The organism is Kitasatospora sp. NPDC024654, from assembly GCF_055559155.1.
The window spans coordinates 82,894-103,575 of sequence record NZ_JBVHLF010000014.1; the positions used below are offsets into that span (position 1 = coordinate 82,894).

The following is a 20,682-nucleotide window of genomic DNA, read 5'->3' on the forward strand; positions in this document are numbered from 1 at the left end:
ACCCCACCTATTTGGGGGTGGGGGGCGGCGATGGGAGAACCAACGTTCCCCCCCCCCCTTTCGGGGGGTGGAGAAAACGCCCCAGGGTTAGCGGGGCCCCCCGCCCCCCCCCCGCCCCCCCCCCGCGGCCGCGGTGAGGAGGGGTGGAGTCAGACCCGCGCGGGCAGCGGGTTCGGGCCGTACTTGTTGCCGCCCGGCTGGCTCTCGCCGACCGAGAAGACCAGCAGCGTGATGAAGCCGACCAGCGGGATCACGCCGATCAGGACCCACCACCCGGTGCGGCCGACGTCGTGCAGCCGGCGGATCAGCACGGCGAGCGAGGGGAGCAGGACCAGCAGGGCGTAGACGCCCTCCAGGGCGAAGCCGATGTTCAGCAGGTTGCCGAGGATCGCCAGCACGGCGTCGATGACGAGGTTGAAGAGGAAGAACATCCAGTATTCCTTGCGGCGCGCCCGGCCGCGGAATCCCACGTAGTTCCGCAGGACCGCCAGATACCAGTTCACTGCTGCCCCCATTTGTCCGTTGTCGAGCCCAGTGAACGTATGACCCGGTCAACGGCAGGTCAAGCCAGTGATGTTGACCTGATGCGTGACTGTGATTGTCGGGTGGGCGGCTTCGAGTGGTTTGTGCGGATCCGGGCGGCCCGCTACCCGCCGTTCCAGGAGTAGAGGTGCTCGGGCCGGCCGGCCGCGCCGTAGCGCAGCTCCACCCGGACCGTGCCGTCGGCCGCCAGGTCCGCCAGATAGCGCTGGGCGGTGGGCCGGGAGACGCCGAGCCGGGCGGCGAGTTCGCTCGCGGTGACGGTGCCGGCCGCGCCACGGACGGCGTCCGCGACCAGCTCCCCGGTCGGCGTGGCGCGCGGGCGCCGCGGTCGGCCGCCGCGGTCCGTGCCGTGCAGGGCGCGCAGCGCGCGGTCCACCTGCTCCTGGTCCAGGGTGCGGTCGGCCGCGAGCTGGGCGCGGAACCGTGCGTAGCCGGCCAGCCGGTCGGTCAGCGCGGCCGCGTCGAAGGGCTTGATCAGGTAGCCGACCGCGCCGCCGCCGAGCGCCGCGCGCACCTGTGCGGCGTCCGCGGCGGCCGTCACCATCAGCACGTCACCGGTCAGTCGGGGCAGCAGCTCACTGCCCAGCCGGTCCGGCAGGTACTGGTCGAGCAGCACCAGGTCGGGCCGGAGCGCGCGGTCCAACTCCAGCGCCTGGGCGGCCGATCGTGCGGTGCCCACCACCTCGAAGCCGTCCACCGCGGCCACGTAGCGCGCGTGCAACTCGGCGACGCGGTAGTCGTCGTCCACCACCAGGACCCGGATCACCGCTCTCCTCCCAGGATTTCGCCGGACCCGGCCGGGGCACCGGCCCCGGCCGGATCGTCGGCGTCAAGGGGACCGTCGGCGGCCGGCCGCTCCAGCACGCCGGGGATCCGGGCCACGAAGACCGCGCCGTGCCCGTCCCCGCCGGTGCGCTCCAGCCGCAGCTCCCCATCGTGCTTGCCGACCAGCTGGCGGGCCAGGGCGAGGCCGATGCCGTGGCCGTCCCGCTCCTCGGCGGCCCGGGTGGTGAAGCCGCTGCGGAACAGCCGCTCGGCGTCCTGCCCGGCCACCCCGTCCCCGCTGTCGAGCACCGCCACGTGCAGCGTGTCGCCCTCGGCCAGCACGCTCAACTCCACCCAGGCGGGCCGCCGTTGGCCGATCTCGGCGGCCTTGACCGCGTTGTCCAGCAGGTTGCCCAGCACGCTCACCACGTCCAGCGGATCGGTCAGCCGGCGTGGCAGGTGGGAGTCCTCGTCCAGCCGCAGCGCCACGCCGTGCTCCGAGGCGGTCGCGGCCTTCGCCGCCAGCAGCCCGCGCAGGTAGGGATCGGCGAGCCGGCCACCGTCCCGGCCCTCGGTGGCCAGCGGTGCGGCGGCCAACTCCCTCAGGTACGAACGGGCTTCGGCGGTGGCGCCGGTGTCCAGCAGTCCGGCGAGGGTGTGCAGCCGGTTGGTGTACTCGTGTGCCTGGGCGCGCAGCGCGTCCGACAGCGCTCGGAGCGCCGAGCGCTCGCGCGCCAGCTCGTCCAGCTCGGTGCGGTCCCGCAGGGTGAGCACGTGACCGAGGTGCCGCTCGCCGCGCCGCACCGGCTGCGCGGTCACCACCAGGACCCGATTTCCGACCAACAGTACGCTCTGCCAAAGCTCCTGACGGTTGGTCAGCACGCGCGCCAGGGTGGGTGGCAGGCTCGCGTCGGCCAGCCGGGTGCCCGGTGGCAGCGGGCCGCCGAGCAGTCGGGCCGCCTCCTCGTTGCAGACCGTCACCCGATCGTCCGGGTCCACCGCCAGCACACCGTCGCCCACCCCGTGCAGCACGGCCTGCTGCTCGCGCAGCAGATCGGCCAGCTCGACCGGCTCCAGGCCGAGCGTCTGCCGCTTCAGCCGCCGGGTGAGCAACGCCGCCGCCCCGGCCCCGACCAGCAGCGCCGCGCCCGCGAAGGCGCCCTCCTGGCGGATCAGCGGTCCGGCGGCCCGCAGCGCGGTGCTCAGCCGCACGCCCGTGCTGACCTCACCGATCACCCGCCCGTCCGGGCCGCGCAGCGGCACCTTGGCCCGCGCCGAGTCGCCCAGCGTGCCGCGTTGGATGGACACCGACTCCTGGCCGTCCAGCGCGGACGGTGCGGTGCTGACCTCCTTGCCCAGCAGCGCCGGGTCGGGGTGCGAGTAGCGGATCCCGTGGCTGTCGGTGACCACCACGAAGAGCATCCCGGTGCGCCGCATCACGGCCTCCGCCGCCTGCTGCACCTCGCCCCGCGGGTCGGCGCCGGCCGCGATCCGGTCCACCACCACCGGGTTCTCCGCGGTGGACCGCGCCACCGCGAGCGCCCGCTGCTCGTAGCTCCGCTCGGACGAGGTCCGCAGCAGGTCGGCGGTGAGCGCGAAGCCGCCGCCCAGCACCACGCAGAGCACCGCGACCTGGGCGAGCAGGGCCTGGGTGGCGAGGCGGGGACGGCGGCGGAACATGCCGCCCAGGGTACCGCCGTGCACAGAACGCACAGAACGAGCGGAAAGATTTCCGATGACCGCAATCAACGCAATTGCCGGCGCTCTGGCGACGGGCCGTGGCGGACACATACGGTGCCCGGCAGCAGTAAACGGCACGGAGAAAAGGAATACGCATGATGGCAGCGTCGGCATCATCGTCAACACTGGTGGCGCAGGCCGCGAGCAGGGCCGCCGCGGCGGCCTGGACCGGCCACGACACCTGGCTGCTGGCCGTGGTCGGGATATCGATCGCGCTGGTCGTGGTACTGATCAGCTGGCTGAGGGTGCACGCCTTCCTGGCCCTCATGATCGGTTCCTTCGCCGTTTCGCTGCTCTCTGGAGAGGCCGTCGGAAAGGTCGCGGATTCCTTTGCCACCGGACTCGGGAACATCACCGGAAAAGTCGGCATACTGATCATTCTCGGCGCGGTGCTGGGCCGGCTGATGGCGGATTCCGGGGGCATCGACCAGATCGTGGTCACGCTCACCAGGGCCGTCGGACCCAGGCGGCTGCCGTGGGCGGTGACCCTGGTCGCCTGTCTGGTCGGGCTGTCGATGTTCTTCGAGGTCGGCTTCGTGCTGCTGGTCCCGCTGGTGCTGCAGATCGCCAGGCGGGCCGACTACCCGGTGCTGCGGGTCGGCATCCCGGCGATGGCCGGGCTGGCCACCGTGCACGCGCTGGTACCGCCGCACCCCGGCGTGCTGGTGGCGATCACCGCGGTGCACGCCCAGATCGGCCTCACCCTGGTCTACGGGCTGATCGTGGCCGTGCCGTGCGCCATCGTGGTCGGGCCGCTCTTCACCGCGTACGCCTGGCCGCGGGTCGCGGCCACCATCCCGGAGTCCGCACTGGCCGCCTTCACCACGTCGACCACGGCGGGTGACGAGGCCCCGCGCCGGCTGCCCCGCTTCTCGGTGACGCTCGCCACCGTGCTGCTGCCGATCGTCCTGATGATGCTCAAGGCCGGCTGCGACACCTTCGACTGGCTGCACGGCGCGCCCTACACCGTCCTGGAGTTCCTCGGCACGCCGGTGGTCGCGCTGCTGGTGGCGGTGCTGGTCGCGCTGGGCACCTTCGGCTACGGCCTGGGCTTCTCGCGCGAGCGGGTGCGGGAGTCGCTCTCCCGCTCGTTCCCGCCGATCGCCGGGGTGCTGGTGATCGTCGGCGCCGGCGGCGGCTACTCGCAGGCGCTGACCGACTCGGGCGTCAACTCCGCGATCGGCCGGGCCGCGGGCCACCTGCACATCCCGCTGCTGCTGCTCGCCTGGCTGGTCGCGGCGCTGATGCGGACGGCGACCGGCTCCGGCACGGTGGCCACCGTCGCGGCGGCCGGCATCGTCGGCCCGCTGGCGCACGGCCTGGGTTCCACCCAGGCGGCCCTGCTGGCGCTCGCCCTGGGTTCCGGTGCGGCGTTCCTCGGCCATGTCAACGACGCCGCGTTCTGGATGTTCAAGGAGTACTTCGGGCTCTCCGTCGGCGGCACCCTGCGGACCTGGACGGTGGCGCACACCCTGCTCTCGTTGACCTCGCTCGCGGGGGTGCTGGCGATCAACGCGGTGCTGGTCGGTTAACCGGCGGTCCGCGCCGCGGCCCGCATCCGCTGCCGGTGACCCCGCGTCCACAGCACCAGCGCACCGACCACGGTGGCCTCGACGGCGGTCGACAGCCCGCTCACCGCCGAGATCGGCAGGGTGAACACCAGCACCAGCCGCACGGCGGCCTCGGCCAGCAGGGCGACCCCCCAGACGGCGGTCAGCTGCCGCCGCGCGCGGCGCACCGCCGGAGTGTCCGGGACCGGGCCGGACGGCAGCCGCCGGGCCAGGTAGGCGAGGGCCGGGGTGCGGGTGGCACAGCTGGCCAGGAACACCAGGCCGGCCAGCGCGCTGGTGGCCGGGTCGCGGACCAGCAGCAGCCGCTCGTCGTGCGCCAGCAGCGCGATGGTCAGCCCCAGCGCGTACGTGGCGAGCATCAGCCCGGCCACCGCGTCCAGTCGCCGGCTGCGGGTCACGGTCCAGAGCAGCCGGACGACGGCCACGGCGGTGGCGGCCAGCAGCGAGGTGGTCACCGGGCAGCCGACGGCCTGGCTCCCGTAGAAGGTGGCGGGCGACAGTCCGATGTCGCAGGCGAGGCCGATCCTCCTGGCTCGCGCTGCCCGTCCGGCGTCGGTGGTGGCGGTCGGGTCCACCTTCGCCGGAACCGCTTGGACGTTCTGGTGAGAGGTCATGCCACGACGCTACGAATCCGCCGCTCCGGCGGGATCCACCCGGGGACGGAGCGTCGGGCGGAGATTCCGGCGGTGCGCTCTCCACCCGTGGCTGGAGAGCGTCCCCACCTGGCGGCTCAGCATCAAATCCTAATATTCATACGCCTGTTGCTCGTTTCCAGCACCGCTCGCCGACTGGCGAAAGCGTGTAGCTTCGGCCTCATGACGAGTGTGATCACGGTGTCCGGCCTGGTGAAGACCTTCGGAGCGACCCGCGCCCTGGACGGCCTGGACCTCACCGTCACCCAGGGCGAGGTGCACGGCTTCCTGGGCCCCAACGGCTCGGGCAAGTCCACCACCATCCGGGTGCTGCTCGGCCTGCTGCGCGCCGACTCCGGCAGCGCCCGGCTGCTCGGCGGCGACCCGTGGCGGGACGCCGTCGCCCTGCACCGCCGGCTGGCCTACGTCCCCGGCGACGTCACGCTCTGGCGCAACCTCTCCGGCGGCGAGGCGATCGACCTGCTCGGCCGGCTCCGCGGCGGCCTCGACCCGCGCCGACGGGCCGAGTTACTGGACGTCTTCGAACTGGACCCCACCAAGAAGGGCCGCAGCTACTCCAAGGGCAACCGGCAGAAGGTCGCCCTGGTCGCCGCCCTCGCCTCGGACGTCGAGCTGCTGATCATGGACGAGCCGACCGCGGGCCTCGACCCGGTGATGGAGGACGTCTTCCGTGAGTGCATCGAGCAGGAGCGCCGCCGCGGCCGGACCGTGCTGCTCTCCAGCCACCTGCTCGCCGAGGTCGAGGCGCTCTGCGACCGGGTGAGCATCATCCGCAGCGGCCGCACGGTGGAGAGCGGCACCCTCACCGAGCTGCGCCACCTCACCCGCACCTCGGTCGAGGCGGACCTGGCCGCACCCCCCGACGGCCTGACCGGGCTTCCCGGCCTGCACCACCTGGAGATCCGCGGCAGCCGGGTGCGCTGCCAGGTCGACGCCGACCGACTCACCGATCTGCTGCGCGAGCTCGCCAGGATCGGGGTGCGCAGTCTGGCCAGTCGCCCGCCGACCCTGGAGGAGCTGTTCCTGCGCCACTACCAGGACGCCCCGGCGTCGGAGGCCCGGTGAACGGGCTCGCCGGGACCGTCACCCTGTTCCGGCTCGCGCTGCGCCGCGACCGGGTGATGCTGCCGGCGTGGGTCGCCTTCCTCACCACCGCGGTGGCCTCCACCGCCTATTCCTTCCAGCGGCTCTACCCGAACCCGGCCACCCGCGAGCAGCTGGCCGCCAGCCTGGTCAGCAACAGCTCGCTGCGCGCGCTGTACGGCCCGCTGAACGACCCCAGCACCATCGGCGGCATCACCGCCTGGCGGATGGGCGTCTTCGGACCCGCGCTGGCCGGTCTGATGAGCATCCTGCTGGTGGTCCGGCACACCCGCGCCGAGGAGGAGGACGGCCGGCTGGAGCTGGTCGGCGCCGGCGCGGTCGGCCGCGGGGCCGCGCTCACCGCGGCGCTGCTGACCGCGCTGGGCGCCAACCTGCTGCTCGCCCCGCTGGTCACCACGGTCCTGCTGGTCTACGGGCAGCACTGGGCCGGTTCGCTGGCGTTCGGCGTCGCGATCGCCGCCTGCGGCGTCGTGCTGGCCGCCGTCGCCGCCGTCACCGCGCAGCTCACCGAGACCGGCCGGGCGGCGACCGGCTGGGCCACCACTCTGCTCGGCCTGGCGTACGTGTTGCGCGCGGGTGGTGACTCCGGCCCGCAGTGGCTGAGCCGGCTCTCGCCGATCGGCTGGAGCGAGTGGATCGCGCCGTTCGCCGCCGACCGCTGGTGGGTGCTGGCCGTCCCGCTGACCTGTGCGGCCGCGCTGACCTGCGGCGCGTACCTGCTGGTCGCCCACCGCGACCTGGGCGCCGGCCTGCTCCCGCAGCGGGCCGGCCGGGCCGTCGCCCTCCCCGCGCTGCGCACCCCGCTGGCGCTCGCCTGGCGACTGCAGCGCGGCTCCCTGTACGGCTGGTGCGTCGGCCTCGCGGTGGTCGGCACGGTGATCGGCAGCACCTCCAAGGGCGTGCTCCAACTGATCGAGCACAACCCCGAGCTGGCACGCATCCTGAGCACCACCGACGGCCAGCAGACGATCGTGGACACCTACCTCTCGACCGCGATGGGGCTGATCGGCATGGTCTGCGCGGGCTACGCGGTGCACGCCGTGCTGCGACTGCGCGGCGAGGAGACCGGCGGACGCGCGGAGCCGGTGCTCGCCACCGCCGTCTCCCGGCTGCGCTGGGCGGTCGGCCACCTGCTCTACCCGCTGCTGGGCAGCGCCCTGCTGCTCGCGGTGAGCGGCCTGGCGGCGGGCCTGGCCAAGGGCGTGGTGCTGGGCAACGGAGCCGGCTCGCACGGTTCGGTGCGCGAGGTGGTCGCCGGCGCGCTGGTCCAGCTGCCCGCCGTCTGGCTGACGGCCGCCGCGGCCACCGCCCTGCTCGGCCTGCTGCCGCGCTGGAGCACCCTCGGCTGGGGCGTGCTGGCCTTCTTCGTCCTGGTCGGTTGGCTGGGCCCGGCCCTGCAACTCGGCCAGTGGCTGCTCGACCTGTCGCCCTTCACCCACCTCCCGCGCCTCCCCGGCGGCCCCTTCAAGGCCCAACCCCTGCTCTGGCAGTCCCTGCTGTCCGCCCTCCTCGCCGCGGCCGGCCTGCTCGGCCTCCGCCACCGCGACCTGGGCTGAGGCCACGCTCGTGACGGCACCCACCCCGGATCCGGGTCGCACGGGCTGCTACCCGTCCTGTGCGCACCAACCGGTCCAGCGGGTGACGGTGATCGCCACGACCGGGCCCGTGGGGGGCTGGTCGCCGTACTGCCGGCGGTACTTCGCCACGAGCGGGGACACCAGGGCGGCCGATGTCGGCGACTCGGTGGCGGGCGGCAGGATCCGGGCGCTGCCGTCGGCGCGGGACCACCACAGGCGGGTCCAGTCCTCGTCGTAGTGGTCCGCGAGGAGGGCGACCGCGGGGTTGGCCGCGATGTTGGCCAGCCGCCTGAGGTGCTGCGATCGCTTCGGCTTGTGGTCGACCGCGAAGACCACGGTGTCGCCGCGCACGGCGAAGACCACCGGCACCAGGTGCGGGTGGCCCGCCGGGTCCGCCGTCGCGAGTCGGGCCACCCGTTCCCGGGTGAACCGCTCCCTTGCCTGATGTCCAGTCAGATTCGGCACTGGATCGGCCGGTTCAGCGGAAGCGGGCCGCGACCTCGGCCAGCCCGTCCAGGCGCTCCAGCGACCTCTTCTCGGGGCGGGTCGGCAGGTGGAAGAGCAGCCGCTCGATGTCGAGTGCCGTGTACTGCTCGATCACCTCGGCCTGGTGCGACGCCGTCGTCACGGTCACCGGCACCGCGCGGCCGGCCACTTCGCGCAACCGCTCGATCTGCGGGCCCAGTTCCCGCGGTGGCACGACGCTGGCCAGCCAGGCGTCGCCGAACTCCGCGACCCGCTCGAACGCGCCCTGACCGCCGCCCACGTAGATCGGCGGGTGCGGGCGCCGTACCGGCTTCGGCCAGCAGAAGACCGGGTCGAAGTCGACGAAATCCCCGTGGAACTCGGCCTGTTCCTCGGTCCACAACGTCCTGATCGCGCGCAGCCGTTCGTTGGCGAGCCGGCCCCGGGTGGTGGGGTCGGTGCCGTGGTTCGCCATCTCCTCGCGGTTCCAGCCGATCCCGACACCGAACACGGCCCGACCGTCGCTGACCAGGTCGAGCGAGGCCACCTCCTTCGCCGTGACGATCGGATCCCGCTGCGCCACCAGTGCGATGCCGGTGCCGAGCAGCAGCCGTTCGGTCACCACGGCGGCCGCGGCGAGCGTGACGAAGGGGTCGAGCGTGCGGTAGTAGACGTCCGGCAGTTCGCCGCCGGCGGGGTAGGGCGTGCGGCGCTCCACCGGGATGTGGGTGTGCTCGGCGACGAACAGCGAGTCGAACGCCCGCTCCTCCAGCGCTCGGGCGAGTGCGGTCGGCGCGATGCCCTGGTCGGTGACGAAGGTGGCGATCCCGAATTCCACGACGGCTCTCCTCCAGATGACGGGCGCTCGGAAGGGCGTCCACGAAGGGCGATCACAGCGGTGGCGGCCAGGCTCTCACACCGACCCCGGATCCCCGGCGTCCGACGCGGCGGACCTCGATGGGTCACCGCACGGCGCGGCCTGCGCTTGCTGACTGAACGTCAGCCGTTGCCCCGGCGGGATGACCCGGCGCAACGGGGGCGGCGCCGGTGGGTCACGAAGAGCCGCACCGGCCCCGTGCTCGTTGCGACGCCGTGGCGCGGGCGGCCTGTTCGAGCTCGGCCGCCGGGAACGGCGTCCGCTTGCTCTCGCCGATCAGGCGGCGGCGGAAGTCGTCCAGGACCACGGTGGCCCGGGCGTTCCGCTCGATGATCGCCGCCAACTCGCCCGGCACACCGCTGGGTTGCCAGCCGTCGAGCCACGCACGCAGGAACGCCGTGGGCTCCGCCCCGCCACGCAGGCCGTCGAGCAGGTGGTGGCGGAGCAGGTGGCTCGCGGTGTGGTAACGGTCGTAGGCGCGATGCTGCGTGAGGAACTCCGTTTCGGCTGTGGAGAGTTCGAACTCGGAGCTGAGCGCGAGTCCGAAGTCCGCGAAGTAGAGCAGCCGACCGTCGGTCAGGACGTTGCGGAAGTGGGCGTCGAAGTGGACGAACCCGCGCGCGGCCATGAAGGCGCTCCCGCGCTCCAGGGCCTGCGCCACCCAAGGGTAGGGCGAAGGATCTCGCTGGTCGTGCAGCCAGTCGGCGAGCGTCCGCGGCACGTGCTCCAGGAAGAGCGCCAGGCTGGCCGTGGACCCCCCGATGGCCTCCAGCCGCTCGCGCACGGCCGGCGAGCCGTCCCAGTACGCGACGGCCCTGGCGACGCTCCCGAACGCGTCGACGAATCCCTCGGGCGGCTGGTCGGGCAGTACCCGCCAGTGGTACATCAGCGGGAAGTTCGGGGACTCCCGGCCGAGGACCCAGTCGGTGGTCATGGTGTGCGCGGCGAGCTCGCGCCAGGCCCCGAACCCGGCCGAGCCCACCCCGTACTGGTAGAACAGCGGCAACCCGAACAGGTTCGCCGTGGACCGCAGGTGCTCCGGCCGCAGCTCCAGGCCCGTCAACGGCACCCGCTTGACGAAGACCCGGGTCCCGCCGACCTCCAGCTCCGCCGACCGGCCGCCGATGCCCGAGCCGAGCGGGACGGCCGCCGCCAACGCCTCGCCGAGCCGGCGATCGCTCAGCAGGGCCAGCCGGGTGGCCACGGCCCGGTGGGTGGCGAGCCGCGCCCCGTACCGGGGGTCTGGATCGGGCATCAACGCTCCTCGGTGCCCCGGCCGGGGCGTCGGCGACCGCGCGACAGGGATCCGACCCTATCCGCCGTCCGCACGCGGGCGGAAGCCGCTGTCGTGGCCGCCCTCTCGTCCCCCGTGGGGACGCGCGCGGCGAAGCGGATCCTGACCGTCCCGTCAGTATCTTGTGGGCGTCGCTGTGCCCGGCGGAATTCGGCCGCAGAGCAGCCGGTAGAACCGAGGTACTCGTGGAGATCCGCAAGCCTTCCCGACGGGCGCTGCTGCGTTCCGGCGCGGCCTGTGTGGCGCTGACGACGGTCGAAGGGTGCTCGTCGGGCTCGGGCGGTGGGGAGGGCTCCGACCGGTTCGCCGTAATGCGCCGAGAGCCGTTCGACGAGGACGTCGAAGTCCGAGACGTAGTCCGTCCATCCGGTCGAATCCCATGGTCAGGTCATCGCCCCACTCCGCCTCGCTGACGTAGCCGCCGGCCAGCAGGCTCGGACAGTCCACCGCCAAGCAGCGGCGAGGTCGGTTCGAACTCGGCTGAACCAGCGCCGTGCGGATCCGGCACGCCGCGCGCGCCGGAGCACGGCGCGTTCGGGACGCGCGGGAGGTCGCCGTTCGACTCGAGGGCGGCATCGGATTCGGACATGGCGAGCACCCTACCGACCCCGTGTGACAGCCCATCCGCCTCCGGGACACCTGCGGCCGCGCATGCCGCCGGCCGACCGCGACTTCGCGGGACGCGAGCCCTGGGGCCCGGTCGAAGCCACCGGCCGCTTCCCGCTGCCGAGGCCTGCCGGGGTGGCCGTTCGTCCTGAGCCCGGCTCGGGCGGGTGCTGGTGCTCACTCAGGAGGCGGAGCCGCTCGGCCTCGCCCCGGCCGGTCAGCCGGCCGCGTTGCGGTACTTGCGCACCGACAGCCAGGAGAACAGCGCCAGGATCAGCAGTGACCAGAGCGTGGATGCCAGGACCGGATGCTGCATCGGCCAGACGTGCGCGCCGTCGGTCCCGGGGTTGCCGAACAGTTGCCGGCAGGCCTGGACGGTGGCGCTGAACGGGTTCCAGTACGCGATCGCCTGCAACCAGCCTGGCATGGTGTTCACCGGGACGAAGGCGTTGGAGAGGAAGGTGAGCGGGAAGAGCCAGATCAGGCCCGCCGAGGTGGCTGCCTCCGGGCTGCGCAGCGACAGGCCGATCAGCGCCCCGATCCAGGAGAAGGCGTAGCCCAGCAGGAGCAGCAGCAGGAAGGCGCCCAGCGCCCTGGGCACCCCCCGGTGCACCCGCCAGCCCACCAGGAGCGCCACCACCGCCAGCACCAGCAGGACGAGGGCACTCTGCAGCACGTCGGCCAGGGTCCGCCCGGCGAGCACCGCCGAGCGCGCCATGGGCAGCGAGCGGAAGCGCTCCACCAGGCCCTTGGTCATGTCGTCCGCGATGCCGGCCGAGGCCCCTTCCACCGCGAAGGCGACCGTCTGGGCGAAGACCCCGGCCATCAGGAACTCCCGGTAGCCGCCGCCCGGTACCTTGATCGCGCCACCCATCACATACGAGAAGAGCAGTACGAACATCACCGGCTGCAACAGCCCGAAGACCACGATCTCGGGTATCCGGGTCATGCGGCGCAGGTTCCGCCGGGCGATCACCCAGGAATCGCGCGCTATCTGGACGACTCCGCCACGCGGCCGCGGAGTCGGGTGTTCCGCCGCTTCGGAGGTGACGATCGCCATGGTCATCCGTCCTTCCCGAGGCCGGTCTCCTCGGCCGCGTGACCGGTGAAGAAGAGGAAGACATCGTCGAGGGTGGGCCTGTGCAGGCCGATGTCGTCGATGAGGATGTCCCGCCGGTCCAGCTCGCGGATGACGTCGGCGAGCACCCCGGCGCCCCCGCTCACCGGCACGGTGATGCGCCGGGTGCGCTGCTCCACGTCGGCCCGGCCCTCACCGTACGGGGTGAGCGCCGCCACGGCCGCGCCGATCAGCCGGCGGTCGTGGACCACCACTTCCACCCGCTCGCCGCCGATCCTGGCCTTGAGATCGTCGGCGGAGCCGCGTGCGATCACCTGGCCATGGTCGACCACGGCGATGTCGTGCGCCAGCCGGTCGGCCTCCTCCAGGTACTGGGTCGTGAGCAGCAGGGTGGTGCCCTCCGCCGCCAGCGTCTCGATGAGCTCCCACAGCGCCAGCCGATTGCGCGGGTCCAGGCCGGTGGTGGGCTCGTCGAGGAACATGACCGGGGGCCGCGCCACCAGCGCCGCCGCCAGGTCGAGCCGGCGGCGCATGCCGCCGGAGTAGGTCCTGGCCGGGCGGTCGGCCGCTTCGGTGAGGTCGAACCACTCCAGCAGCTCCCGGGCACGCGTCCTGGCGGCCCTGGCCCGCATCTGGTAGAGCTCGCCCACCATCCGGAGGTTCTCCCGGCCGGTGAGGTACTCGTCGACCGCCGCGTACTGGCCGCACAGGCCTATCAGGCTGCGCACCCGGCCGGGGTGCCTGAGCACGTCCACCCCCGCGACCTCGGCAGTGCCCGCGTCGGGCAGCAGCAGCGTGGTGAGCACCCGCACCGCGGTGGTCTTGCCGGCGCCGTTGGGGCCGAGCAGGCCCAGCACCGACCCCTCCGGCACGTCCAGGTCGACGCCGTCCAGAGCCCTGATGTCGCCGAAGGTCTTCACCAGGCCCTCGGCTCGGATGGCTGCCCCCATCTGCGCCTTCCTCCTCCCGGCCGGCTACCGATCAAGGGTGTCGGCCCACCGTTGGCAACGCACCTCTCATTCTGCTCACCCGTCGGGGAACGGCCCGCCGGCCCACGTCCCGGCAGGCTCACCTCGGCCGTCGCCGCGGTCCCCCCACCAGGATGGTGCGCCCACACGCGTGTGGGTGGCACGGTGGGCCCTTCGGTCCACGGTCCACCACGGATCGCGGGAGGGCTCGGCCACCACGGCCCGGCGAGCTCCGCCGCCCGGTCGGGGACGCTCCCTGCCGGGCCTCCCGAGGGCCCCTGCTCCTCACGGCCGCCCGGAATGCGAACCGGCCGGGTCTGGGTGACCGTTGGAAGAGGGTCCGTCTCGACCCGGCGGCCCCGGAGCCGGCCGCCGGAATCCGCAGGGCCGGTCCGCACCGCCCGAGGACCACAAGGGCCCCGGCCGGCCCCGTCGGCCGGGGCGTACCCAGTCGGCTCACATCTCGCACCAGGATCAACACCGGTCGCGGTTCTCCGCCGAATCGAGGTGACACCAGTGGATCTCAGGATGTCGGTTGAAGATCGGGAGGACTTCCTCGCCGGCCTGCACGTGGGAATCCTCGGGGTGGACGATCCGCGCGGCGACGGTGGTCCGCTGCTGGTCCCGCTCTGGTATTCCTACCGGCCCGGCGGGCTGGTGACGATCCAGACCGGGCGGAGGACGCTGAAAGCCCGGCTCATCCGCGACGCGGGGCGGTTCAGCCTCTGCGCGCAGGACGAGTCGGCCCCGTACCGCTACGTCAGCGTGGAGGGACCGGTGGTGGCCGTGGAGGATCCACTGCCCCCGGCCGAGCACGAGGCACTGGCCCACCGGTACCTGGACACGGACACCGCGGCGGCGTACCTGGCCGCCAACCGCCAGCAGCTGACCGACGACATCCTCCTCCGCATGCGGCCGCAGAGGTGGCGGACGGCCGACTTCTCCGCCTTCGCCACGGAGTTCGCCCCCTAGTCCGCCCGGCCCAGGTGGTGAGCGCAGGACAGACAGGATTCCTCCGATGGTCCTCGACACGACGACGCAACCGGCCGCAGCGGCCTGGAAGGCCGGGACGGAGTGGTATCCGCGCGACCGCTGCCTGCACGAACTGTTCGACGCCCAGGCGGAGTTCCGCCCGCGGGCCACCGCGTGCGTGCAGGACGGCCGCAGCATCAGCTACGGCGAGCTCAGGACCCGCTCCGACACGCTGGCCGCCCGGATGCGCGAGTCCGGAGTGCGGCACGGTGACGAGGTCGGCGTCTGCGGGGGCCGGTCCCTGGAAGCACTGGTCGCCTTCCTGGGCGTCCTCAAGACCGGTGCCGCGTACGTCCCGCTCGACGACTCCTCACCGCCCGGGCGACTGCAGGCGATGACCGAGGACGCGGGCGTCCACACCGTGGTGACACTGCCGGGGAGCGTCTGCCGCCTCCGGCGCGTGCGCACCCGCATCGACCTGGGCGGCCTGGCGGCCACTGCCCCGGCCGCGGTCCCACGGGCCGGCGTGGACCCCACGGACTGCGCCTACGTGATGTTCACCTCGGGCTCGACCGGCCGCCCCAAACCCGTGGCGATCCCGCACCGCGGCGTGGTCCGGCTGGCCGCCTCCGACCTGGTCTGGCAGCGTCCACGGCCCGGCGAACGGGTGCTGCACGCCTACGGCCTCTCCTCGGACGCCTCCACGATCGAGATCTGGTCCCCGCTGCTCGCCGGAGCCTGCGTCGTGATCGCCGAGCAGGAAGAGCTGCTGTCACCGGCCGCCCTGGAATCACGGCTGCTCTCCGAGCGGGTCAGCGTCGCCTATCTGACCACCGGGGTGTTCCACCACATCGCGCGCACCAGGCCGTCGGCACTGCGGACCCTGCGGTTCGCCTCAGCCGGTGGTGAGGCGATGGACCCCCAGCTGGCCCGCGCGGTACTGGCGGCCTGCCCGGACACCACGGTGGTCAACTTCTACGGTCCGACCGAGAACAGCGTGGTCTCCACCGCGCACCTGGTCCACGACCTCCCTCCCGAGGTGACGGCCGTGCCGATCGGCCGTCCCCTGGAGAACTCCACCTGCTACGTGGTACGCGCGGACGGCGCGCTCGCGGACGTCGGCGAGGAGGGCGAACTCCTGGTCGGCGGGGACGGGCTCGCCCTGGGGTACCTCGGTGACCCCGAGCTGACCGCCGAGCGCTTCGTCGACAACCGCTTCGACCCCGGAACACGGCTCTACCGCACCGGTGACCGGGTGGTCCGGCGCGCGGACGGCCTCCTGGAGTACCGGGCCCGGGCGGACCGGCAGATCAAACTGCGCGGGCACCGCATCGAGCCGGACGAGATCGAGGCGCGACTGCGGGCGGACGACGCGGTGGGCGAGGCCGTCGTCCAACTGGAGGACGGCACCCTGGTCGGGTACGTGACACCGGCCGACCCCGGTCAGGGGCTGCCCGTGGACCGCATCCGCGGCAGCCTCGCCCAGTGGCTGCCTGCGGCCGCGGTGCCCGCGCGGCTGGTGGAGGTCGCGCAGTTCCCGGTGACCGCGGCGGGCAAGGTGGACCGCCGCCGGCTGCGCGGACTGGTGGCCACCGAAGCCGTCACCACCCCGGTGCGGGAGGAGCGCTCCGGCCCGGAACCCCAGGGCTCCCTGGCGCGGGTGTGGCAGGTGGTGCTGGGTACGCACCCGGCACCCGGTGACAGCTTCTTCGACATCGGTGGCGACTCCCTGCTGGCCGCCGAGGTCGTCACCCGCACGCTGGCCGCCTTCGAGCTCGACGCCCGGCACGGCCGCACGCTGATCCACAGCCTGCTGCGCTCCCCGACCCTGGAGGACTTCAGCGCCGCCGTCGCCACCCTCGTCGCCGTCAAGGACCGCCGGGGCGAGTCACCCGCCGCCACCGGCGCCGTGGACTACCGCGCCGAGGCGCGGCTGGGCTTCACCCTGCAGCCGCGACGCGGGCCGGAGCCGGACTGGCAGCACCCCGGCGAGGTGCTGCTGACCGGCACGTCCGGCTTCGCCGGCGCCTTCCTGCTGGACCGGCTGCTGCGCCGCACCGGCGCCCGGGTGCACTGCCCGGTGCGAAGCCGTGACCGCGCACACGCCCGGCAGAAGGTGATGCGGAACCTGGCCCGCTTCGGCCTCGCCACCGCGCAGGCCGCCGACCGCGTCGTGTGCTTCCCCGCCGACCTCACCGAGCCCGGACTCGGCATGGAACCGGACCGCGCCGACGAGCTCGCCGACACCCTCGACCTGGTGGTCCACGCGGCCGCGCAGGTCAACTTCCTCTACCCCTACGAGGCGCTGCGCCGTGCCAACGTGGAGGGCACCAGGCAGCTCGTACGCCTGGCGGCAGGGCGTCGTGTGCCCGTGCACTTCCTGTCCACCATCGCGGTGCTGGCCGGCTTCGGCACCGCCGGTGTCCGGCACGTCGACGAGGACCTGCCGCTCGATCACGCCGACCGGCTCACCATGGGTTACGCCGAGAGCAAGTGGGTCGCCGAGGAGTTGCTGCGCGGCGCCGCGGACCAGGGGCTGCCGGTGGCGGTCTACCGGCCGTACGAGATCACCGGCGACCGGCGCACCGGGGCGTGCAACACCGACACCGCGATCTGCTCGCTGTTCAAGACGATCAGCGAGACGGGGCTGGCCCCCGACATCCCGCTGCCGCTGGACTTCGTCCCGGTGGACTACCTGGCCGACGCGGTGGTGCACATCGCCACGGCGCATCGCACGACCCACCGGACCTACCACCTGACCAACCCGTGCCCGGGGAGCCTGAGCGACATGCTCGACCGGATGGACGCGGCCGGCCACAGGATCCGCCGGCTCCCCTACGAGGAGTGGGTGGACGAACTCGTCCGCCATGTCGCGAAGAACCCCACGAGCCCCACGGCCCCGTTCGTCTCGCTGTGCGTGGACCGCTGCGAGCAGGCGGACATGTCCGTCAAGGAGATGTACTTCGAGGGCACCTTCCCGACCGTGGGCCGGGCCAACGTCGAGCGCGACCTGGCCACCGTGGGCCTGCACTGCCCGCCCGTCGACGCGGAACTGCTCGACGGCTACCTGGAGTACTTCTACGCCACCGGCTACCTCGGGCGGCCCTAGCGGCCGCAGACCCCGTCCGCGCGGCCGCTCGGCCGCGCGACCCGGAAGGGGAGCGAGCATGACCCCACAGCCACCCGCCGCACTGGGCCCCGGCCCCGAAGCGGATGCCCTGGACTTCCCGCTCCCGCCGCCGGGCACCATGGGGCCGCCCGAGGAGTGCGCGCGGCTGCGCGCGAGCTGCCCCGTGGCCAGGGTCAGGCTGCCGATGGACGCGACCGCCTGGTACGTCACCCGGTACGCGGACGTCCGGGAACTGATCGCGGACTCCCGGCTGATCAGGCCGACCATCAACGACTGGCCGGCCCGCCCCGGCCCGGCCGCCGACGGCGGGCCGCGCCTGGTCACCATGGCGGAACTGGAGGGTCCCCGGCACCTGGCGCTGCGCAGGGCCGTGGCCTCGGCGTTCAGCTCCCGAGCCGTCCGGGACCGGCTGCCGCGCATCCGTCAGCTGGCCGAGCAGCTGCTGGAGGAGTTCCAGGAAGCCGGCCGGCCCGGCGATCTGGTGGCCGGATTCACCGACCCCTTCCCGCTGTTCGTGCTCTGCGAGCTGGTGGGCATACCGTTCGAGGACCGGAACTGGTTCCTGCCGGTCCTGGACGCGGCCCTCGGCACCATGGTGACCTCGGAGGAAGCACGCAGGGTCACCGACCTGCTGCGCGAGTACGTGGCCGGGCTGATCGCGCGGAAGCGAAGCCGGCCCGGCGAGGACGTCCTGAGCCTGCTGATCCGCCAGTGCGAGGACGGGGTGATCACCGATGCCGATGTGATGGCCTTCGGGCTGTCCATGCTCACGGTCGGCTTCGGCATCAGCAGCTTCTTCCTGGCCGACTCGGTGCACACCCTGCTGGCGCAGCCGGACCAGTGGGTCCGTCTGCGCGACCACCGCGACCTCATGACCGGTGCGGTGGAGGAACTCCTGCGCTACCTGCCGGTGATGAACGGCACCTTGCTGCTGTTGGCCACCGAGACCATCGACCTGTGCGGGCGGACGGTCCGCAGGGGTGACGCCGTCATCCCCGTGCTGGCCTCCGCCAACCGCGACGGGAGCGTGTTCGCCGACGCCGCCCGGCTCGACCTGTGCCGCGCGGACAACCCCCACCTCGCCTTCGGCCGGGGAACCCACAACTGCGTCGGCGCCCACCTGGCACGCGCCGAACTGACCGTGGGCCTGGAGGCGTTGTTCGACCGCTTCGCCCGGCTGCGCCTGGCCGACGGGCAGGAGCCCAGCTGGGACGACCAATCCGTCACCAAGTCACCGCTGACCCTCCCGGTCACCTGGTGAACCGGACCACCGGCCCCTCGCACCCCACCGGGCCCGGACGACCGAGCCGTCGAACACGACGGTCGCACACGACCAGGGGAGGCCCACCCGTGAACACCACGCCGGAACCCGTCGTCGACGTGCCCGTCATCGACCTGCCCCTCCCACCGCCGGGCACCATGGGGCCACCCGAGGAGTACGGCCGGCTGCGCCGGGAGTGCCCGCTGGCCAAGGTCCGACTGCCGATCGGCGCCACCGCCTGGTACGCCACCCGGTACGACGACGTCAAGGAACTGGTCGCCGACTCCCGGCTGATCAGGCCGAGCATCAACGACTGGCCGCCCCGCCCCGGCCGGGCCCCTGGTGACGAGCCGGGTCTGATCACGATGATGGAACTCGAGGGTCCCCGGCATGCCGCGCTGCGCAGGGCCCTCAGCGAGCCGTTCAGTGTCCGGTCCATCCGGAGCCGGTTGCCGCGCATCCGGCAGTCGGCCGACCGGCTGCTCGATCCGTTCGTCGGCGGCGACCGGCCCGGCGACCTGGTCGGCCGGTTCCTCGAGCCCTTCCCGATCACGGTGATGTGCGATCTGGTGGGCATCCCCCACGAGGACAGCGAGTACTTCCTGCCCAGGGCGGACGCCGCGCTCGGGGCCCTGCTCACGCTGGAGGAGGGCCGCGAGGTCACCTCCCAACTGCGCGAGTACATCACCTCGCTGCTCGACCGCAAGCGGTGCGAGCCCGGTGACGACATGCTCACCAAACTGGTCTCCGAGTGCGAGCACGGCACTCTGGACCACGAGAGCGCGGTGAGCTTCGGACTCTCCATGCTGGTCGCCGGCTACCGGACGAGCACCATGTTCCTGGCCGACGCCGTGCTGACCCTGCTGACCTCGCCCGGCGAGTACGCCCGTCTGCGCGACCACCGCGACCTCCTGCCCGGCGCGGTGGAGGAACTCCTGCGCTACGTGCCGGTGATGAACGGTGTCGTGGTCCTCCAGGCCGTCGAGGACATCGAGCTGCACGGCCGGACGATCCACGCCGGTGACGCCGTGCTGCCCGTACTCGCCGCGGCCAACCGCGACGAGAGTGTCTTCGCCGACGGCGACCGGCTCGACCTGTGCCGCGTGGACAACCCCCACCTCGCCTTCGGCCGTGGAGCGCACAACTGCGTAGGGTCCCACCTGGCCCGGGCCCAGATGACCGTGTGCCTGGAAGCACTGTTCGACCGGCTCCCGCACCTGCGTCCGGCCGAGGACGACCACCCCGTCTGGGAGGACGAGTCCCCGAGCAAGTCACCGCGCACCCTCCCCGTCAGCTGGTGACCCGCTCCTTGTCGCAGCCGCCCGTTGCCCGTCCGGTGCCGCGCCGGCACCGCGACCCGATGGACAGCGCCACGCCCACACCGTCGCCGAGCAGTCGAGCAGCCGAGCGCCTCACCCCGAGCCCAGCAGCTTGTCCTTGGCCGCCTGGTACTCCTGCTTGCTCAGCGCACCGCTGCTCTTGAGGTCGGCGAGTTTGGCGAGTTGGTCGACGTGCGAGGCCGATCCGCCGCCGGGCGTCCCGGCCGCCTCGCGGATGTACTGCCTGAAGGCCGCGTCCGCCTTCCGGGCCTGCTCGTGGTCGCGTTCGCCCATGGACCTGCCGCGGATGATCACGTACAGCAGCACGCCGAGGAAGGGCAGCACGATGACCAGCACGAGCCAGCCTGCTTGGCCAGTCCACTCATGTCGTGGCTGCGGAGGACATCGGAGATGACCTTGAAGAGGAGGAAGAGCCACAGGACCAGGAGGAAGAACTCCAGCATGGTCCAGAACAGATTCAGAACGGGGTAGTTGGTCATTCGTCGGCTCCTGGGTGCGGCTCGCCCGGCACGAGCGGACAATTCAGGCATGGCAGCCGCCCGTCGAACCGGCGACCGCTGGCCGAACGGGACAGGAACTCCGGCAAAGACTCCGCAGAGGATCCCGTCGAAAGCCCCTCTCTCCCCGGTCTCCCCGGCCCGTCGAGGCTCGGCCCGCGCCGGCCCAGCGGCGAAGCCGGGGTCGGGACGGCGCCCGGCTGCCTGGTCCTCGCCTACGACTCCGGAGAGCAGAAGGTGC

The 20,682-nt window shown here is 72.8% G+C and carries 16 protein-coding genes and 1 pseudogene; 7 read left to right on the forward strand and 10 right to left on the reverse strand.

Translation table 11 applies throughout. From position 1 onward, the window contains the following. Positions 1 to 149 precede the first annotated feature (149 nt). The 3 genes from ACZ38L_RS11670 to ACZ38L_RS11680 form a co-directional block, all read right to left on the reverse strand. On the reverse strand, positions 150 to 503 hold the full coding sequence (locus ACZ38L_RS11670; protein ID WP_465691774.1) for a DUF805 domain-containing protein: 354 nt from the start codon (positions 501 to 503) through the stop codon (positions 150 to 152). A 143-nt stretch (positions 504 to 646) separates the two neighbouring features. Next, positions 647 to 1,309 carry a response regulator gene (locus tag ACZ38L_RS11675; protein WP_465691685.1) on the reverse strand — a complete coding sequence of 221 codons (663 nt, stop codon included), beginning with the start codon at positions 1,307 to 1,309 and terminating at the stop codon, positions 647 to 649. Next, positions 1,306 to 2,988, reverse strand: a complete 1,683-nt coding sequence (locus tag ACZ38L_RS11680) for a sensor histidine kinase (protein WP_465691687.1) — start codon at positions 2,986 to 2,988, stop codon at positions 1,306 to 1,308. The genes ACZ38L_RS11675 and ACZ38L_RS11680 overlap by 4 nt, the downstream gene beginning before the upstream one ends. Positions 2,989 to 3,143: 155 nt before the next feature. Between ACZ38L_RS11680 and ACZ38L_RS11685 the strand changes: the two genes are divergently transcribed. Beyond that, positions 3,144 to 4,580, forward strand: coding sequence for a GntT/GntP/DsdX family permease (locus ACZ38L_RS11685; RefSeq protein ID WP_465691689.1), 1,437 nt, complete (start codon positions 3,144 to 3,146; stop codon positions 4,578 to 4,580). Here the strand turns inward: ACZ38L_RS11685 and ACZ38L_RS11690 are convergent. Then, positions 4,577 to 5,233 carry a VC0807 family protein gene (locus ACZ38L_RS11690; protein WP_465691691.1) on the reverse strand — a complete coding sequence of 219 codons (657 nt, stop codon included), beginning with the start codon at positions 5,231 to 5,233 and terminating at the stop codon, positions 4,577 to 4,579. The genes ACZ38L_RS11685 and ACZ38L_RS11690 overlap by 4 nt on opposite strands. Positions 5,234 to 5,434: 201 nt before the next feature. On the opposite strand from ACZ38L_RS11690, the gene ACZ38L_RS11695 reads away from it, so the two are divergent. After that, positions 5,435 to 6,337, forward strand: a complete 903-nt coding sequence (locus ACZ38L_RS11695; RefSeq protein ID WP_465691693.1) for an ABC transporter ATP-binding protein — start codon at positions 5,435 to 5,437, stop codon at positions 6,335 to 6,337. Beyond that, a complete protein-coding gene (locus ACZ38L_RS11700; RefSeq protein WP_465691695.1) occupies positions 6,334 to 7,932 on the forward strand; it encodes an ABC transporter permease in 1,599 nt (532 codons plus the stop codon). The genes ACZ38L_RS11695 and ACZ38L_RS11700 overlap by 4 nt, the downstream gene beginning before the upstream one ends. 48 nt (positions 7,933 to 7,980) lie before the next feature. On the opposite strand, the gene ACZ38L_RS11705 is transcribed toward ACZ38L_RS11700, so the two are convergent. The 5 genes from ACZ38L_RS11705 to ACZ38L_RS11725 all read right to left on the reverse strand — a co-directional run bounded on the left by ACZ38L_RS11705 (position 7,981) and on the right by ACZ38L_RS11725 (position 13,223). Further along, positions 7,981 to 8,418, reverse strand: a complete 438-nt coding sequence (locus tag ACZ38L_RS11705) for a TIGR03668 family PPOX class F420-dependent oxidoreductase (protein WP_465691697.1) — start codon at positions 8,416 to 8,418, stop codon at positions 7,981 to 7,983. Positions 8,419 to 8,431: 13 nt separating this feature from the next. Beyond that, entirely contained in the window at positions 8,432 to 9,256 is an 825-nt protein-coding gene (locus tag ACZ38L_RS11710; protein WP_465691699.1) for an LLM class F420-dependent oxidoreductase, read from the reverse strand. 214 nt (positions 9,257 to 9,470) lie between these two features. After that, positions 9,471 to 10,550, reverse strand: a complete 1,080-nt coding sequence (locus tag ACZ38L_RS11715; protein ID WP_465691701.1) for a protein kinase family protein — start codon at positions 10,548 to 10,550, stop codon at positions 9,471 to 9,473. A gap of 862 nt (positions 10,551 to 11,412) precedes the next feature. Then, a complete protein-coding gene (locus ACZ38L_RS11720) occupies positions 11,413 to 12,255 on the reverse strand; it encodes an ABC transporter permease (RefSeq protein ID WP_465691703.1) in 843 nt (280 codons plus the stop codon). Between the two features lie 2 nt (positions 12,256 to 12,257). Then, positions 12,258 to 13,223 (reverse strand): ATP-binding cassette domain-containing protein, encoded by a 966-nt coding sequence (locus ACZ38L_RS11725; RefSeq protein ID WP_465691705.1) that lies wholly within the window; start codon positions 13,221 to 13,223, stop codon positions 12,258 to 12,260. Positions 13,224 to 13,769: 546 nt separating this feature from the next. On the opposite strand from ACZ38L_RS11725, the gene ACZ38L_RS11730 reads away from it, so the two are divergent. From ACZ38L_RS11730 to ACZ38L_RS11745, 4 genes are all read left to right on the forward strand, one after another. Next, positions 13,770 to 14,213 carry a pyridoxamine 5'-phosphate oxidase family protein gene (locus tag ACZ38L_RS11730; protein WP_465691707.1) on the forward strand — a complete coding sequence of 148 codons (444 nt, stop codon included), beginning with the start codon at positions 13,770 to 13,772 and terminating at the stop codon, positions 14,211 to 14,213. Between the two features lie 46 nt (positions 14,214 to 14,259). Further along, positions 14,260 to 17,322 carry an amino acid adenylation domain-containing protein gene (locus ACZ38L_RS11735; protein ID WP_465691709.1) on the forward strand — a complete coding sequence of 1,021 codons (3,063 nt, stop codon included), beginning with the start codon at positions 14,260 to 14,262 and terminating at the stop codon, positions 17,320 to 17,322. A gap of 58 nt (positions 17,323 to 17,380) precedes the next feature. Next, positions 17,381 to 18,604 (forward strand): cytochrome P450, encoded by a 1,224-nt coding sequence (locus tag ACZ38L_RS11740; protein ID WP_465691711.1) that lies wholly within the window; start codon positions 17,381 to 17,383, stop codon positions 18,602 to 18,604. Between the two features lie 89 nt (positions 18,605 to 18,693). After that, entirely contained in the window at positions 18,694 to 19,905 is a 1,212-nt protein-coding gene (locus ACZ38L_RS11745; RefSeq protein ID WP_465691713.1) for a cytochrome P450, read from the forward strand. 111 nt (positions 19,906 to 20,016) lie between these two features. On the opposite strand, the pseudogene ACZ38L_RS11750 reads toward ACZ38L_RS11745, so the two are convergent. Then, positions 20,017 to 20,423: pseudogene (locus tag ACZ38L_RS11750) on the reverse strand (SHOCT domain-containing protein). Positions 20,424 to 20,682: the final 259 nt, after the last annotated feature.